Source organism: Desulfosarcina sp. (assembly GCF_041551955.1).
Lineage (GTDB): Bacteria > Desulfobacterota > Desulfobacteria > Desulfobacterales > Desulfosarcinaceae > Desulfosarcina.
In genome coordinates this window covers 1-16,408 of sequence record NZ_JBFELV010000069.1, presented here as the reverse complement: position 1 = coordinate 16,408, position 16,408 = coordinate 1, and the positions used below count along the sequence as shown (strand labels likewise).

The 16,408-nt window shown below is 57.1% G+C and carries 15 protein-coding genes; 7 read left to right on the top strand and 8 right to left on the bottom strand.

Annotated elements, in window-relative coordinates; genetic code table 11:
- The 5 genes from ABYV26_RS07740 to ABYV26_RS07720 all read right to left on the bottom strand — a co-directional run.
- Positions 1-2,035: efflux RND transporter permease subunit (locus ABYV26_RS07740; RefSeq protein ID WP_372679760.1), on the bottom strand; the 2,035-nt coding region annotated here is incomplete at its 3' end.
- On the bottom strand, positions 2,032-3,132 hold the full coding sequence (locus tag ABYV26_RS07735) for an efflux RND transporter periplasmic adaptor subunit (protein WP_372679758.1): 1,101 nt from the start codon (positions 3,130-3,132) through the stop codon (positions 2,032-2,034). The genes ABYV26_RS07735 and ABYV26_RS07740, both read right to left, overlap by 4 nt.
- The gene (locus tag ABYV26_RS07730; protein ID WP_372679756.1) at positions 3,129-4,562 is read right to left on the bottom strand and encodes an efflux transporter outer membrane subunit; all 1,434 of its coding nucleotides are present in this window, start codon (positions 4,560-4,562) and stop codon (positions 3,129-3,131) included. The genes ABYV26_RS07735 and ABYV26_RS07730 overlap by 4 nt, the downstream gene beginning before the upstream one ends.
- 10 nt (positions 4,563-4,572) lie before the next feature.
- Positions 4,573-5,649, bottom strand: coding sequence for a site-2 protease family protein (locus ABYV26_RS07725; RefSeq protein ID WP_372679755.1), 1,077 nt, complete (start codon positions 5,647-5,649; stop codon positions 4,573-4,575).
- Between the two features lie 495 nt (positions 5,650-6,144).
- Positions 6,145-6,627 (bottom strand): Lrp/AsnC family transcriptional regulator, encoded by a 483-nt coding sequence (locus ABYV26_RS07720; RefSeq protein WP_372679753.1) that lies wholly within the window; start codon positions 6,625-6,627, stop codon positions 6,145-6,147.
- 297 nt (positions 6,628-6,924) lie between these two features.
- Between ABYV26_RS07720 and ABYV26_RS07715 the strand changes: the two genes are divergently transcribed.
- The 7 genes from ABYV26_RS07715 to ABYV26_RS07685 all read left to right on the top strand — a co-directional run bounded on the left by ABYV26_RS07715 (position 6,925) and on the right by ABYV26_RS07685 (position 14,465).
- Complete coding sequence (locus ABYV26_RS07715; protein ID WP_372679752.1) at positions 6,925-8,238, top strand: saccharopine dehydrogenase family protein; 1,314 nt, start codon at positions 6,925-6,927, stop codon at positions 8,236-8,238.
- A gap of 77 nt (positions 8,239-8,315) precedes the next feature.
- A complete protein-coding gene (locus ABYV26_RS07710; protein ID WP_372679750.1) occupies positions 8,316-10,043 on the top strand; it encodes an aldehyde ferredoxin oxidoreductase family protein in 1,728 nt (575 codons plus the stop codon).
- Between the two features lie 5 nt (positions 10,044-10,048).
- Positions 10,049-10,294 carry a MoaD/ThiS family protein gene (locus tag ABYV26_RS07705; RefSeq protein WP_372679762.1) on the top strand — a complete coding sequence of 82 codons (246 nt, stop codon included), beginning with the start codon at positions 10,049-10,051 and terminating at the stop codon, positions 10,292-10,294.
- A gap of 140 nt (positions 10,295-10,434) precedes the next feature.
- Complete coding sequence (locus ABYV26_RS07700; RefSeq protein WP_372679748.1) at positions 10,435-11,496, top strand: ABC transporter ATP-binding protein; 1,062 nt, start codon at positions 10,435-10,437, stop codon at positions 11,494-11,496.
- Positions 11,483-12,397: an ABC transporter permease gene (locus ABYV26_RS07695; RefSeq protein WP_372679747.1), complete on the top strand. Its 915-nt coding sequence runs from the start codon at positions 11,483-11,485 to the stop codon at positions 12,395-12,397. The genes ABYV26_RS07700 and ABYV26_RS07695 overlap by 14 nt, the downstream gene beginning before the upstream one ends.
- Complete coding sequence (locus tag ABYV26_RS07690) at positions 12,394-13,185, top strand: ABC transporter permease (protein ID WP_372679745.1); 792 nt, start codon at positions 12,394-12,396, stop codon at positions 13,183-13,185. Before ABYV26_RS07695 ends, ABYV26_RS07690 begins: the two co-directional genes overlap by 4 nt.
- Positions 13,186-13,418: 233 nt before the next feature.
- Entirely contained in the window at positions 13,419-14,465 is a 1,047-nt protein-coding gene (locus ABYV26_RS07685) for a spermidine/putrescine ABC transporter substrate-binding protein (RefSeq protein ID WP_372679743.1), read from the top strand.
- 194 nt (positions 14,466-14,659) lie between these two features.
- Here the strand turns inward: ABYV26_RS07685 and ABYV26_RS07680 are convergent, their stop codons facing one another.
- The 3 genes from ABYV26_RS07680 to ABYV26_RS07670 form a co-directional block, all read right to left on the bottom strand.
- On the bottom strand, positions 14,660-15,103 hold the full coding sequence (locus tag ABYV26_RS07680; RefSeq protein ID WP_372679741.1) for a pyridoxamine 5'-phosphate oxidase family protein: 444 nt from the start codon (positions 15,101-15,103) through the stop codon (positions 14,660-14,662).
- Between the two features lie 83 nt (positions 15,104-15,186).
- Entirely contained in the window at positions 15,187-15,576 is a 390-nt protein-coding gene (locus ABYV26_RS07675) for a rhodanese-like domain-containing protein (protein ID WP_372679739.1), read from the bottom strand.
- A gap of 49 nt (positions 15,577-15,625) precedes the next feature.
- A partial coding sequence (locus ABYV26_RS07670) for an SDR family NAD(P)-dependent oxidoreductase (RefSeq protein WP_372679737.1) occupies positions 15,626-16,408 on the bottom strand: 783 nt, incomplete at its 5' end.

Genomic DNA, 16,408 nt, shown 5'->3' with positions numbered 1-16,408 from the left:
GGGCCAACTCCGCGTAGGTGCCGCCGCCGATGACGAACTGGAGCGGCTTTTGAATGGACACACCGAAGCCCTGGCGCATGACGGGGAAGGCGCGTACCCCGGGAAGTTCTGCCAGTGTTGCACGCACCTCGTCCATGATGGCCCAGGCAGACCGCCGCTGGTCCCAGTCGTTGAGAACAAAAATCACGATGCCGGTGTTGAAGTTCTCATAATTCGAAAACGTTCGTGGTGCGCGGACCAGCAACCGGGTTGCCTCTTCGTTTTCGACCAAGGGCATCAGCCGCCGCTCGATTTCATTCATATACTCTTCCATGTAGGCATATGAGGCGCCTTCCGGCCCGTTGACGATAACAAAAAAAGCGCCGCGGTCTTCCTTGGGTGCATATTCCGTGGGTATGTGCTCAAACAACCACACCATTGCGGCGATCAGGACCGCAAAAAGTCCCACCACCATCCAGGGACGCTTCATGGTGCGGCCCAGCAATCGACGATATTGTTTACGCACGGATCCAAACAAACGGTCCGTACGCGTGTACCGTCCAGGCTGGCTGGTACTACGCCGGAGAATCTTGGATGCCAGCATGGGAGAAAGGCTCAGGGCGACGATGCTGGAAAAGCAGACCGCCGCCGCCATGGTGATGGCAAACTCTGAAAACAGGCGCCCCACATCCCCCTGCAGAAAGGCAATGGGAACAAACACGGCAACCAGCACCACGGACGTGGCGATCACCGCGAAACCGACCTGGCGGCTTCCGTTGTAGGCAGCGACCAGCGGGGTTTCGCCTTTTTCCGTCATGCGCCGGTATATATTCTCCAGAACCACAATGGCGTCGTCCACGACCAGCCCGATCGCCAGGACCAGCGCCAGCAGCGTGAGTAGATTGACCGAGAAACCTAGCCCATTCAAAACGATAAAACTGGCGATAATGGAAACCGGCACCGTCACGGCAGGTACGATCGTGGCCCGAATGCTGCCCAGAAACAAATAGATCACCAGGACGACAAGGCCGATGGCAATCAGCAGGGTCTTGTAGACCTCTTTGATGGCACCTTCGACAAACACCGATGTGTCGTAGCTTTGCTTGATTTCCATCCCCTCGGGCAGGGTGGGGTTGAGGCGCAGCATCGCCGCTTTGGCGCCGCGGGCCACATCGATCGTGTTGGCGGTCGATTGTTTGATGATGCCCATGCCCACCATGGCCACGCCATTTCCTCGAAAGAACGTCCGGTCCTCTTCGGTGCCGCGCTCAACGCGGGCAATGTCACCCAGCCGAACCAGATGGCCGTCGGCGCCTCGGGCCAACACCAGGCGACTGAAATCCGCCGCCGTTCGAAACGTTCGCTTGACCCGCACCGTAAAGCTACGCGTCTGGGATTCGATGCTTCCTGCCGGCAGTTCCAGGTTTTCCGCCCGCAGGGCGGTTTCGACATCGCTGACCACCAGCCCCCGCGCCGCCATGGCGCTGCGGTCGATCCAGATTCGCATGGCATAGGTCTGACCGCCGCCGATTCTCACCCGTGCCACCCCATCCAGGACCGAAAATCGGTCGACCAGATAGCGGTCGGCATAATCCGTCAAAGCCGGTACGGTCATGCGGTCGCTGACCAGATTCAACCACATGATCACATCGTTGTTGGAATCGACTTTCTGGATTTCCGGTGGATCGGCTTCGTCCGGCAAATCCCCCAAAATTGCCGAGACCCGGTCCCGGATGTCATTGACCGCCCCGTCGACATCGCGACCGGTATCGAATTCCATCGTGACCGTAGAAAGGCCGTCTTCGCTGGTCGAGGCGATGAACTGAATGCCTTCGACGCCGGCAATGCGCTCTTCGATGAGTTCGGTGATGCGCGTTTCCACCACATTGGCGGACGCACCGGGGTAGAGCGTTTCGATGGTCACCACGGGGGGGTCGATGTCCGGGTATTCACGCAGGGGCAGCCGACCGAAGGAGACCAGGCCGAAGACGATCAACAGCAGCGAGATCACCGCGGCAAACACCGGTCGCTTGACGGAAACATCGGACAGGATCATTGGCCAGCTCCTTTCCGATCCCGCTTCAACAAGCGGGCCAGGGGTTCATCGCCGCCGTCCACGGCAATGACAGTCACCGGCTGTCCCGGCCTGGCGCGCAAGGTTCCGTCAACGACCACGAGTTCACCGAATTGCAGACCGTCAAGAATTTCGACCTCTCCCGGTCGGCGGCCGCCGGTGGTCACCTGACGACGCTGGGCGAGCGTGGGTTGGACGGATTGGTCCACGACCAGCACGTGGTTGTCACGCCCGGAGGGAATCAGCGCTTCTTCGGGTATGACCAACACGTCACGTGAATTTTTCAGCAAGGCGACCTGCATCAGCAGACCCGGTTTGAGCAGGCGTTCCGGATTGGGTAGAATCGCTCTGACAACGATCGCACGGGTGACCGGATCGATTCGGCTGTTGATGCTGGCAACGGTGCCCTCGAATCGGCGTCCGGGGAAGGCGGGTGATGTGGCTGTAATGGGCAAACCGGTTTTAAGACTCGCCAGATGAATCGAGGGCACCGTGAAATCGAGCTTCATGACGCTGTCGTCGTCCAGGGTGGTGATGAGGTCTCCCGGCTCGATGAGTGCGCCTACGCTGATATTGCGCAGGCCGACAATGCCGGCAAACGGTGCGATGACCAGGCGGTCCTGCAGCTTTGATTCGATCGCGCGGAGTCGGGCCTTGGCGGTTTCGAACTCCCGCCGCCGTTGGTCGAGCAGTGATATGGATGCCGCTCCCCGCTGGACCAGGGGCCGCAGGCGACCATACTGTTTTTTGGCTTCGGCAACGGTCGAGCGCTCTTCTTCGATCAGGGCATGCTCCTCTTCGTTGGTCATTTCGACCAGGATGCTGCCGGCTTCTACGCGTTGACCGTCGTCGAAATGGACCCCGGTCACGGTTTCGGAAACGGTCGCGGTCAGTTCAACGGTTTCGTTGGCGCGCAGCGTTCCGAGGGCCTCCACACGATCGACGAAGCGATCGGTCATCACCGCTTTGACGATGACAGGCACGGCCTGCTGGGCGCCTGCCTGATCAACCCCGAGTATCCCCATCATCCCCGCCAGAACGATCCATGACGAGATTTTCAGACGTGTCTTGTGATTCATTTTAGCGAACCTCCACTCGAGTCTGACTTGACCCGTCCACCCAGTGCGCGATGGAGTTGAATGCGAAAGCCAAGCAGCGCTCGCTCTTGTCGCACGATGATGCGCTCGATTTGCTGCAGCTCCTTGAGCGCATCCAGGACCGGCAGAAAATCCGTCAGGCCGTTGGTGTATCGGTCTCTGGTTTCTTCGACGGTGCGTTCCAGAAAACGACGGCGACGCTCCAGTCGGTCAAGGAATTCGCGCTGTTTGCGCTCCTGGTAAAGCGCGTTTTCAACATCTTCGATCGCCTGCAGATAGGCCTGGGAAAATATCGCCAACCGTTCGGCATACAGGGCACGGCTGCGCGCGACTTCTGCCTTGCGGGCACCCCAGTCCAGCAGCGGCTGAACGATCGATCCGACCAGGATCCCCGCAGGTCCGGTGAAGTCCGAACCGTCTCCGTAAAAAAGAGACCCATCCAGGGTAATCCGTGGCAGGCGTTCGGCAATGGCTTGTCCAATTTCGGCATCGGCTGCGATGAGTTCGTTTTTCAAGGCTCTCAGATCCGGACGGTTGAGCAGCAGGTCCGTGGGGACCCCGATAAACGGCAGGTCTCCGATGGCAATGAACCTGTCGTCGCTGCTCACCCGATCTTGCGCGTCCGGCGCCTGCCCGATCAACACATCCAATCGGTTCTCCGAAATTCGCAGCAGTGCTTCGGTAGGGGGCACCAGGCTCTCCGTTTCAGCCAATACACTGCTTTGCTGCAGCACATCCACCGAGGCCGTCAGCCCCGCTCCAAAACGAAGCTCGGTCAGCTCCAGCAAATCCCGGTCAACGTCAATCTGCTTCTCGAGCAAGGCCAGGGCGCTGCGCTGTTCAACCGCATCGAAATAAGCATCGGTGATCTCAGCGGACAAGCTGAGCCGGATGGCTTGCAGATCTTCCGCGCGTGCGTCTCGCTCACGGTTACGGGCCAGAGCGGCAGACCCCAACCGATTGAACACATCCACTTCCCAGGCCAATGCGCCGCCGGCCCGATCCAAACGATTGCGCGTATCACCGTCGGCCCAATCTCTCAGGACGTTGGCCTCGAGGTCAACCTGCGGCAGGCGGGCCGCTTTGGCCTGGCTGGTCAGTGCATCGGCCTGATCGAGCCTGGCCAGGCCTCGCATGATGTCAAAATTGCTGTTCAAGGCTTTGTCGATCAGCGCATCCAGCTTGGCATCCTTAAACGAGGCCCACCAATTTTGGTCGACCGGGTCTGAAGTCGGCGATGGGATGGTGTAGGCGGCGCCTCCTCTCTGCAACGGTTCCGGAGAAGGGTCGATGGTATGGGATTGACAGGCGGAGAACAGGAGGCTGCCAATGGCAATCAACGCCATGAATCGATGCGGGCCGATGTTTTGTGCGTTACGCCCGGCCTTGAACCGTCTGTTAGTTGAACTCATATCACCACTATCAGTTGCCCATGGCAGCTTGAATTCGCAAGTACTCGCCCAAATTATCCATTGTGACCAACCCGACGAGTTTCCCGTTATGCATCACCGGCAGCGTGTGGCAGTCGCAATCGTTGAGCTTGGAAAAGGCGGATTCCAACATGTCCAGGTAATCAACCGTGGCGAATGTTCTCTGAATGGCCGATGCGACGGTGGGGTGGTTCTTTTGATCGGCGAGGGCTTTCAAAAGATCGGTTTGCGTCAGAACGCCTTCCAGACTGCCATTGTTGACAACCGGGAAGTCCTTTTGGGATCCGGTCAAGGTCAATTCGACGGCGCGCTTTAAGCTGTCGTTAACTTCCAGCTGTTTGAAATCACTGATCATGGCCTGCTGAACGGTAATGCCCCCAACGGCGGATTTCATTTGGGCCATGCTCGCCTCCTGGGCCGCGCCGATCCACACAAACAAGGCGATGAACAACAAAAACGGGTTGTAGAACAACCCGATAAAGCCGAAAAGGACCGCAATTCCCTGACCAATGGAGGCGGCGATCTGGGTCGCACGGGCATGGTCTTTCCGGGTGGCAAGCAACGCGCGCAGTACACGACCGCCGTCCATGGGAAAGGCCGGTATCATGTTAAATACGACCATGAAAATATTGACCGCCAGGATCCGCTCCAAAAATGGTCCGGTGGTGATCGTCAATGTATGCAGCGGTTCCAGCGATGCTGTGGCTCTCAGCCAGACGAACAGGACGGCCGCAATCACCACGTTCACGGCAGGGCCGGCAAGGGCGACCCACAGCTCTTGGATGGGGTGGGTCGGCAGTTTTTCCAAGCGCGCCACACCGCCGATCGGCAGCAGAATGATGTCTCGCGTCTTGATGCCGTAGCGCCTGGCCATCAGCGCATGACCAAATTCGTGAAGAACGACACACGTGAAGACCGCCAGGATAAAAACAACCCCGGCTAAGGCGGCGGTTATGTTTTGCTCTTGACGCCAGTGGATCATTGCCACCCAGCTGAGAAGCAAAATAAAGGTAAAATGCATGAATACGTCAATGCCAGCGAAGCGGCCCACTTTAAACGACCATCTCATTTTGTATCCCCCACTTTCACCTATCCAAGCGTCATTGTCTGCCAACAATTGCATAGTAATCCATACTACAAAATAATCAGCAGGTGACCATACAGGCAATGTGAGCCAGTTGATCGTATGGCGATAGGTCAAACCTACCAACTTGTTCGACGCGATCGTTCGTTTTGATGAAAATGGTTCGACAGGACCGATATGACTGCAGCGTCATCGGCGATACAAAAATCGTTCGTCCAGGCCATCAGGTGGCCCAAAAAGATGGGCAATTTACCGTTAACGGGAACGGCCCTCGAAATCGGACGGCGGCTGCCAAAAACCCAACTGGTCGACAGGAAATCAACGAACGCCATCGATCTAAATGGTTATCGGGGGCCGCGTTCTTTTTTTGAGTATTGTGCCTTCGATGAATACCACTGTCTGCGAAGCCCAAATCCATTTTCTGGGCGAGGAAGGCGACGCACGGCCGGCGACGATGGAACGGATCACCATCCATTGGCATCAGTCATCCCATGCTGTGCCATAATCCCACGTATCTTTGATGATCTCCACAATCAGTGAGGTCTCTACCGAATTGACGCCATCGATCTGACTGATCCGTTCGAAAATGAGTGTCTTGAACTCTGAGAGGGACCCGGCAATGAATTCTATATCGATGTCGTTGCCGCCTGTGGTCAGGGCCACATAATTCAAGGTGTCAATCCCTTTCAGGGCTTGGAGAATCTCATCTTTTTTCTTCAGGTCAATGCTGAGTTTGATGTTTCCGATGATCTCAAAGCCGAGCCGGATCGGGTTGCTGACAGCGATCACCTTGATGACCTCTTCAGTGATCAGCCGTTTTAGCCGGCTCCTGGCGGTGGTTTCCGAAATGCCGAGTTCCTTGGCGATGCTGACGATGGGCATGCGGCCGTCTTTTTGAAGCAGGGAAACCATCTCCCGGTCCACGCGGTCCAGCGGTTGTACCCCTGATGCAGTTGCTTTCACGTCTGGCACCCCCTGTTTATCGATGTTATTGGGCCAAGAAAACGAATTCAATTAATATATTCAAAAAAAATAGCGTTTAACGCTAAATTTGTCAAAATTTTTGTTGCAAAAACTCATGTATTCCTTTATGTGGAAGCTGGGGGCAGTATTCGTCTCGGTCGACAGCGGCGCATCAGCGCCCGGCAATCAACCCAATCTGATGATAATCGTAAACTATAAAACAGATAAGCTGTCCGGCGGGACCTGCACCCGAAATCGGATGGTGTTGATGCCCAGTTCAGTTTCAAAGGAGAATGCATGAAACGCATCATTGTGATCGGTGTCGGCGCTCAGGGAAGTACGATTGCCAAGCGATTGAATGAGCATCCGGGGGTGTCTGAAATCATCTGCGCGGATTATGACCGCAAAGCCGCCGAAGCGCTGAGCAATTCGCTGAACAAGGCCACGGCCCTTCAACTGGATGCCAGTGACGTCGACAACGTCATCAGGGCAGCCAAGGGGTGCGATCTGATTGTCAACGGCCTACCGTTGGACTTTAACCTGCTGGTCATGGACGCGGCTCTGGCGGTCAACGCCTCCTACTTTGACATGGCGGGCCCCATGGAAGATATCGGTTTTGTGGAAAGTTACAAGCTGCTCTTTTCGGAATGGCATGAAAAATTCAAGGCCAAAGGGCTTAGCGCGCTCGTCGGCGGCGGTTCATCGCCCGGTCTGGCCAACGTGATGGCCAGGGAAGCCGTCGAGAAAATGGATCGTTGCGAAACCATCAGTATTTTTGTATTTGAAAATGTTCTCACCAAGCGGTTTACTCCCTTCTGGTGGTCTCCGGAAGTGGCCTTCTGGGATATGGCCTACAAGACCTTTCGCTTCGAAAACGGAAAGCACATTACGGACAAACCTTTCAGCCGTCCCATCAGGATGAAATTGCGGGGCATCGATCGGAAAGTCCGCATGGTGGACCACGAACACGATGAGCCCATTACCATGGGGCTGCTGGCCGACAGTGTGCTCAAGGGTGTTAAAAATGTGGAGTTCAAATACGGTGGCTTCGGGGTGAAACTCTCCGAACTGTTCTACCGAATGGGGTTGCTTTCCGACGAACCCGTCGATGTCAACGGCACGAAAATCGTTCCCATGGACCTGATCCTCAAGCTTTGCCCGCCGGCACCCAAATATCCGGACGAACTCAAAGCCATCATCAATGACGGGGTCGTGGCCGAAGAAGCGGCCTTTTTGGTCCGCGTGGAGGGCTACAAAGATGAAAATCCCATCCAGATCGACAGTTACGCCATGGGCCCGGGCCTGGTGGAAGCCTTTGAAACCTCCGGCCTCAGCCATGAAGCCTATCTGACCGGTCAGTGTGCGTCGGTTTTCGTGAAAATGATGGTGGATGATGCCTTTACTGAAAAGGGGGTTTTCGTTCCAGAACAACTCGAAGCGAATGCCCGCGAATATTGCTTCCGCAACCTGGCCGACTTGGGAGTGACCATCGACGAGACCCAGCAGCAGAAAAGCCTGTACTCCCGTGATTGCCGTAAAAACAGTGCTGAACGCCGGCAGGGTGCCGTCGACCAGGCCAAGCGGGATACCCGCACGCCGTCTTTCGCCTGACATCCTGCTGAGCGTGGAAAGTGAAGCCCTTCCTGGGGGACTGAGATCAGACCCAATCAATGTGAAAAGGAGGCCCGATGAAGTTTTTGTGTGTTGATATGTCTGCGAAAACGGTGATGGAGCAGACCGTCCCGGACGCCTATCTGGGTATCGGGGGGCGGGCGTTGACATCGTCATACATCAACGACCATGTCCCTGCCACCTGTGATCCGCTTGGGCCCGACAACGTTTTGATACTCGCGCCGGGCTATTTCAGCGGTACGCCCCTGGTCAATACCAGCCGTCTCTCGGTGGGTGCGAAAAGCCCGCTGACCGGCGGCATCAAGGAAAGCAATGTGGGAGGAACCGTCGCGGCGGCGCTGGCCAATCTCGGCATTACGGCCCTTGTCGTCGACGGGCAGGCCGCGGCCGGCGAATGTTGGGTCCTCAACATCGATGCGGGCGGCAAGGCAACCCTGGTGGACGCCATGAATCACAAAGGTTCCCGGACCTACGCGCTGGTGGACAAGCTCAAAGCATCCCATGGAGAACACAGCAGCATCACTTGTATCGGGCCGGCCGGCGAAATGGGGCTGTCCGCCGCTTCCATTCAAACCACCGATTTGGACGGCCGTCCCTGTCGGGCGGCAGGCCGCGGCGGTCTGGGCGCAGTCATGGGAGCCAAAGGGCTCAAGGCGATCATCGTCAGCCGGGGCGGCAAGTCTGCCGATCCGCTGGCAGATGCCCAGGCATTCAAGGCCGCGGCAAAGGAATATGCCCAAGCCGTCAAGGCCGACGAGTTCAGCGGTGAGATTCTGCCGGCGTTGGGGTCTGCCTGCCTGGTAGCGCCGATCAACGAAGCTGGGGCCCTGCCCACCCGCAACGCGCGCGAGGGGCAGTTCGAGGGTGCCGAACAAATCAGCGGCGAAACCATGGCACGGATCATCCGCGAGCGCGGGGGCAAGAACGCCCACAAGGGCTGCGCGCAATGCATCATCGACTGCTCGAACGAATTTGTCGACCCGGACGGCCGGTACGTCACTGCCTCCCTGGAATACGAAACCATTTGGTCCATGGGGGCCATGATCGGCAACAGCGACCTGGACGCCATCGCCAGGCTGGACTTTCTTTGCGACGACATCGGCCTGGATACCATCAGCACCGGTGTGGCCGTGGCCGTGGCCATGGACGCCGGGCACAAGCCGTTCGGCGATGCCGCCGCCGCCATCCGGATGGTCGAGGAGGTGGCTACAGGAAGCGAGTTCGGCAAGCTGATCGGCAACGGACCGGCCGCCGTGGGCAAACATTTCAACCACCCCCGTGTGCCGGTGATGAAGAATCAGAGCATGGCTGCCTACGATCCGCGGGCCATCCAGGGCATGGCGGTGACCTATGCCACCTCGCCCATGGGCGGTGACCATACCGCCGGGTGGGTGGTGGACCAAAACCTGGAGGCGTTCGGGGGAAGGCTGGATCGTTTTTCCGCCAAAGGCCAGGTGCAAGCCTCCCGTGACACGCAGATTCACATGGCGGCCGTGGATTCGGTGGGCATCTGCGACTTCGCCCAGACCGGACTGTCCACGCCTGAAGGGATCGCCACCGTCTACCGCATGGTCGCTGCAAAATCCGGAAAACCATTCAGCGATCAGTCATGGCGTGAACTGGGACTGCGGGTGCTCAGGGCCGAGCGGGACTTCAACCGGCGGGCCGGTTTTACGCCCGCGGACGACCACCTGCCCCGCATGTTTTACGAAGAACCGCTGCCGCCCCACAACACCGTCGTGGTGGTGGATGACGAGGCCATGGAAAAGACCTTTGACTTTTGACGGCAATGACCATACAGCTTACCGTTAAGGTATACGGCACATTGGATCGATGGATCCCGGGGTACAACCCTGAAACGGGTTGTGTGGTTCACGTGGCGGTGCCATCGACGGTTGCCGACCTGATCGATCATTTGGGCATCCCTCCGCGGTCGGTCGGTATCGTCTCGATCAACGGCCGGGCAGCCCAAAAAGCGGATCTGCTGCCGGACCGGGCCCTGATCAAAGTGTTTCATCCCATATTTGGCGGTTGAACCGCAGGCTGGCGGTTGATTTGGCATAAGCATTCTCAATATTCTCACGTGGTGACCTGAACCCCTTTTCTTTGCAGGCCTATTGCCAGCTTGATGTTGTCAACGCCTCGTTCAGATCACCGAACCGCATCTCTGAGACTATGAACCAGAACCAGAATCCCAAGACTGATCAAGGCCTCACGGTAAAACACGTCTGCAAACAGTTCGGCGATGTAATCGCCCTGGACGACGTTACCCTGAACGTTGCGCCGGGAGAGTTCTTTACGCTGCTGGGCCCGTCGGGATGCGGCAAAACCACTTTGCTGCGAATCATTGCCGGGCTCGAACTGGCCGACTCGGGCCAGGTTTTCATCGGCGGAAAGGACATCACCCGCCTGCCGGCCATCAAGCGGCAGGTGAACACGGTTTTTCAGAGCTATGCCTTGTTTCCCCACCTGACCATCTATGAAAATATCGCTTTCGGACTGCGCTCCCGTAAATTTCCGGATGCCGAAATCAAAAAGCGGGTCAATCGCCGGCTGGAGATGCTGGATTTGAGCCCCATGGCCCAACGTCATCCCCACCAGCTCTCCGGCGGCCAGAAGCAGCGGGTGGCTTTGGCCCGGGCCCTGGTGAACGAACCCGAGGTGCTGCTGCTGGACGAGCCCATGAGCGCTTTGGATGCGCGCCTGCGTGCGCAGGTGCAGGAAGATCTGCGGCGGCTGCAGCGCAAGCTGGGGCGAACCTTCATTCTGGTCACCCACGACCAATCCGAAGCCCTGGTCTGCAGCGACCGCTTGGCCGTGATGCGCCAAGGCCGCGTGGTCCAGTGCGGGTCGCCTGAAGAGGTATACGACAACCCCACTGACAGCTTCGTTGCTAAATTCCTGGGGGCGGCTAACTTGATTCCCTGCACGAAAGCGCCGGGTGGCGTTCAAACGGCCTTCGGTTTTCTGGCCCTGGACAAAGAACCCGAATGGCAGCAGGGCACTGTGGCGATCCGCCCGGAGTGGATTGGTATCGGCGACAAGGAGCCCGAGCGGAACGGCATCCGTGCGCGTGTGACTGAGATCGTCTACCGGGGAACCAATTTCGACCTGTGGTTGGAACCGGGACCGCTGCGTGTGCGCACCAGTTCCTATCGGCGAATTGACCCCGGCCGGGAGGTCTGGTTGGAACTGGCTTCCAAGGAATTGGTGATTCTTGAAGATGAAGCGCGCTGACTCGATGCTTACCTGGTATGGGGAATTGACCACCCGGCGGCAGTTGCTCAAACGCGGGTCACTGCTCCTGACTCCCGGGATGCTCTGGTTGATGCTTTTTCTCGTTCTGCCCGGCCTGGTGCTGGTGGTCGTGAGTCTGGTCACTCGGGGGGCTTACGGTCAGCTGGAATGGACGTTCACTCTGGAAAATTACAAGCGGTTGGCCGGTTTCACCCTTTTCGGCTGGACCCCGGATTATCTGATGATCCTCTGGCGGTCAGTCGTGGTGGCCTTTTTTACGACGCTGGTTTCCGTCATGCTTTCCTACCCCCTGTGCTTCTTTATTGCCGGCCGTCCCGAGCGCAGCCGCTACATGTGGCTGACGCTGGTTATCATCCCCTTCTGGACCAACATGGTCATCCGGGCTTATGCCTGGTTCCTGATTTTGTCCCCGGAGCTTCCCATTGCCCGGCTGGCGGCGATGTTCGGTTTTATCCCGGACGGCGCCCCGTTATATCCCAATGCGTTTGCCGTATACCTGGGGATGGTGTCCATGTTTCTGCCTTTTGTCACCCTACCGCTCTATGCCAGCGTCGAACGGCTGGACTGGGCGCTGGTTGAAGCGGCCCAGGATCTGTATGCCTCGCGATTGCGGACCTTTACCCAGGCCATTTTACCCCAGACCATGCCGGGCCTGTCGGTGGGGATCATCCTGACCTTCGTTCCCGCCATGGGCATGTTCGTTGTCCCCGATCTGCTCGGCGGAGCCAAGTATATGCTGGTGGGCAACCTCATCCAGCAGCAGTTCGGCACCAGTCGGGACTGGCCGTTTGGGGCGGCGATCAGCATGGGACTGATGGTTCTGACCATGATCGGGCTTCAGATTTACCGTCGTAAAGGCAAGGAGATCGAAGTCATATGAGGCGCCAGCATCCGTTTATCGTGGCGATTTCCTATCTGACCATGGCCTTCCTGTATCTGCCGCTGGTGGGCGTGGCTATATTTTCCGTCAATGCCGCCCGTCGGGGCATGGTATGGAAGGGGTTCACTTTCAAATGGTATCTCAAGCTCTTCGAAAACGAATGGATACTCGAAGCCGCCTGGAACACCCTGCTGCTGGCGGTCATCTCCACCATCATCGCCACGATCCTGGGTACGATCCTGGCCATTGCCATGGATCGCTTTCCCTGGCGGTCCCGCACCAGCAATTTTCTGGACATCATCCTACATATTCCCGTGATTATTCCGGACATCATCCTGGCCGCATCCTTGGTGGTAGCCTTCGGCCTGCTTCGATTGATATCGTCGGTTTTCGAACCCGGCCTTTTCAACATGATCATCGGCCACATCACTTTTCAGGTCGCCTTTGTCGCCCTGGTGGTGCGCAGCCGCCTGGTGGCCATCGGCCGGGAGGTGGAGGAGGCGGCCAGGGATCTTTTTGCCACGAACTGGTACCTGCTCAGAAAGGTGATGCTGCCCCTTCTGATGCCGGGTATTATCGCCGGTGCCATGCTGGCCTTCACGCTTTCCCTGGATGATTTCGTGATCAGTTTTTTCACGGCCGGTCCTGATTCGCAAACCCTGCCGCTGTTCATTTTTGCGGCCGTTCGAAGGGGGGTTACTCCGCAAATCCATGCCCTGTCGACCTTGATCATGCTGGTCACGGTGGTTCTGGTCGTTTTGACGGAACGCTTCACGCGTCATCGGTAAAAAACAAGTTCAGGGTTCGAGGTTCAGCGTTCCCGGTGTTCAGGAGATTGAACCCCGAACATATTAGCTGGTGAGCTGTTAAGCTCAAAGCTCATAGCTCAATGCTGAGCCCGAAAGGCGGAAGGCGGAAGGCGGAAGGCGGAAGGGCGAAACCCGGAACCCGAAACCCAGAACCCGGAACCCGGAACTCAGAACCCGGAACCCGGAACTCAGAACCTTAAAAGGAGGAAAAAATGCGCAAATTAGGTCTGTTCGTATTGGTTTTGGTGCTTTTTGGCGGGATGGCGGCCAGTGCCGAAGAATTGAGGGTCTACACATGGTCGGAGTATATGGACGAGGAAAAGATGCCGGCCGATTTCGAAGAGAAGTTCGGCATCAAGGTCCGGCTGGACATTTACGAGAACAACGAGGAGATGGTGGCCAAACTGCAGGCCGGCGGGGCCAGCCAGTATGACATCATCGTTCCCTCCGATTACATCATGCCGGTGTTGATCAACCAGCAGCTGATCCAGCCGCTGGATCACGCCAAGCTTCCCAATCTGAAAAACCTGAAACCCCTTTTCCGAGAAGCCAGTTATGACCCGGGCAACAAATACTCCGTTGCCTATCAATGGGGTACGGTGGGCCTGATGTACCGCAGGGACAAGATCAGTGACGCCGCCGCCCAATCCTGGTCGGTGCTGTTCGAGGCCGACAAACAGGCCGGCGCATTCTGGCTGATCGATTCCGTGCGCGAGATGATGGGCATCGCCCTGGTCTACCAAGGCAAGGACTTCAACAGCACCAACCCAGCGGATCTCAAAGCCGCCGCCGACCTGCTGGTGGCAACCAAGCGGACCAAAAACTGCATGGGCTTCAAGCCGGGCGTGGGTGGCAAAAACGATGTGGTCGCCGGTACGGCGGTGGCCGCCATCGTTTATAACGGGGATGCCATTCAGTCGGTGACCGAAGAGCCGGACAAGCTGGGTTTCGTCATCCCCAGCGAGGGCAGTGAAATCTGGTATGATTCCATGTGCATCCCCAGTAAAGCGCCCAACCCGGATGCCGCGCACAAGTGGATCAACTGGCTGCTGGAGCCCGAAGTCGGCGCCGAGCTGTCCAATTACAACCAGTATGCGACCCCCAACGCGGCGGCCGAGGCCTTCATCACGCCCGAAGATCTTGAAAATCCGGGGATCTACCCGACACCCGCGATCATGAAAAAACTGCATTTCACCAAGGATCTGGGCAAGGAAAACCGGATCATGGATGAAGCCTGGACGCGCGCCAAGTCGCATTGATGCGCGAACCGCCATAGCGAGCGAACTGAAAATCGAGGCTTTTATCCTCACGGTGCTGCGCAGCAGTGCCGTTACAGGCAGAACATTCCCCGCGGCTAGCCGCAGGGAATGTTCAATTTCAACGACATCATTTTTGAAAGAAACCAATACCGCCTGCGCGGACCGTGCCTCATGGTCCCGTCAGGCGGTGTCTTTTACTGCGGATCGAAACCGGACTGCTTGCCGGTCATGACCCCGATGGCCACCTTGATTACCGCTGTGGCCTTCAGCTGGGGCTCCGTAAAAGAATGAGATCCTTCGGCATACTGGGCGGTGATAATCTCCAGCGCCTGCCGCTTTTCTGCGATCGCTTCAACCACGCAGGCTATTCCAAAACCGACCACGCTCTGGTAGCGCATGTCCCAGTCGCAGGGATCAGTTGCCGATAGGGGTTCGGCCAGGATGTCGAACTCGAAACAGACCTTCGGGTGCTTTTGAATCAGTTCGATTTTTCTGCTCTTCATAGAGCCATGAAAATAAAGGGTGTTGTCCCGGTAGCCGAAGCAAAGGGGAACGATATAGGGCGTATCCCCGTCGAGCATGCCCAGGCGACATACGGTGGCCTTGCGGATGATGGCTTCGATATTCTCTTTATTCACGGTGGTGATTCACTCCTTTTTCAATGCAGCGTCGGCAGGGTTGGTTGTCGGTGTTTTCAACAGCGGTTTCTGTTCGTCACTGCTCAGACAAGACTGAATCCTTCATCGAGCCATCCGGTGATGCCGCCTATCATCTTTTTTACCGGTCTGCCAAGCCTGGCTATCCGAATTGCCGCCTTCTCGGTGCCATTGCAGTGCGGCCCCGCACAATATACCACGAACAGGGTGTCAGGTGGATATTTGTTAAGGCTGTCTTCATTAATGCGGGTATGCGGCAGATTGATCGCACCTTCGATATGGCCGCTCTTGTAGAGCGCCTCGCCGCGGACATCGAGGAGTACGAAATCCTTACGACCGTTTTTTATGGCGTGATGCACATCCCAACAATCGGTTTCAAATTCAAGCATGCTTTCAAAATGTTTAAGTGCCCGTAGGGAATCCGCTGCGGGAGGCCTGCTCACCGATGAACTCATCATAACTCCGTTTTTTTGATGCGTTGGATGGTATGTTTTCAGCCGCCGGTCAGAACGCGCTTTTTACCACACCGCCATCAACGCGCAACGCCGCACCCGTCGTCGCCGATGCGAGCGGGCTGGCGATATAGGACACCAGTGAAGCGACTTCCTCGGTTGAAGCAAACCGCTTGATCAGTGACGTCGGCCGGATGGTTGCGAAGAAATCCTTCTCAAATTCCTCGAACGTCTTTCCTTCTTTCTTGGCCAGCTCATTCACAAAATCGCCTACGCCACGTGACTTCGTTGGCCCCGGCAGGATGCTGTTGACCGTAATGCCGGACCCGGCAACGTGTTCAGCCAACCCACGAGAAACAGCGATCTGAGCGGTTTTGGTCATTCCATAGTGAATCATTTCAGCAGGAATCTGTACAGCGCTTTCACTGGAAATGAAGATGATACGTCCCCAATTGCGTTTCTTCATCGAAGGCAGGTACAGCCGGCACAGGCGCACACCGCTTAGCACATTCACCTCAAAGAAGCGTCGCCAATCCTCGTCGGGAATCTCCTCGAAGGACGCGGGTTCATAGATACCCAGATTGTTGACCAGGATCTCAACATCTGGATGCTTACGGTACAATTCCTTGGCGGCTTCAGCCGTTGACAGGTCTCCGGCAAACCCCAACAACGGCCCGGTTGCTGTCGCCTTCAATTCGGAAATGGCCCTTTCGACTGACGCCTCGGAGCGTCCGTTGATGATCGTTCGGGCGCCTTCCATAGACAGTGCTTTTGCGATCGCCAGACCGATTCCAGCCGTGCTGCCGGTAATCAGGGCCAGTTTGTTTATTATTTT

What these genes read in the sequence shown, in the direction of transcription:
- ABYV26_RS07700 (WP_372679748.1), top strand. Translation starts at nt 10,435, where the DNA reads ATGAACCAGAACCAGAATCCCAAGACTGATCAAGGCCTCACGGTAAAA.
- ABYV26_RS07710 (WP_372679750.1), top strand. Translation starts at nt 8,316, where the DNA reads ATGAAGTTTTTGTGTGTTGATATGTCTGCGAAAACGGTGATGGAGCAG.
- ABYV26_RS07730 (WP_372679756.1), bottom strand. Translation starts at nt 4,562, where the DNA reads ATGAGTTCAACTAACAGACGGTTCAAGGCCGGGCGTAACGCACAAAAC.
- ABYV26_RS07705 (WP_372679762.1), top strand. Translation starts at nt 10,049, where the DNA reads ATGACCATACAGCTTACCGTTAAGGTATACGGCACATTGGATCGATGG.
- ABYV26_RS07690 (WP_372679745.1), top strand. Translation starts at nt 12,394, where the DNA reads ATGAGGCGCCAGCATCCGTTTATCGTGGCGATTTCCTATCTGACCATG.
- ABYV26_RS07735 (WP_372679758.1), bottom strand. Translation starts at nt 3,132, where the DNA reads ATGAATCACAAGACACGTCTGAAAATCTCGTCATGGATCGTTCTGGCG.
- ABYV26_RS07695 (WP_372679747.1), top strand. Translation starts at nt 11,483, where the DNA reads ATGAAGCGCGCTGACTCGATGCTTACCTGGTATGGGGAATTGACCACC.
- ABYV26_RS07715 (WP_372679752.1), top strand. Translation starts at nt 6,925, where the DNA reads ATGAAACGCATCATTGTGATCGGTGTCGGCGCTCAGGGAAGTACGATT.
- ABYV26_RS07685 (WP_372679743.1), top strand. Translation starts at nt 13,419, where the DNA reads ATGCGCAAATTAGGTCTGTTCGTATTGGTTTTGGTGCTTTTTGGCGGG.
- ABYV26_RS07675 (WP_372679739.1), bottom strand. Translation starts at nt 15,576, where the DNA reads ATGAGTTCATCGGTGAGCAGGCCTCCCGCAGCGGATTCCCTACGGGCA.
- ABYV26_RS07725 (WP_372679755.1), bottom strand. Translation starts at nt 5,649, where the DNA reads ATGAGATGGTCGTTTAAAGTGGGCCGCTTCGCTGGCATTGACGTATTC.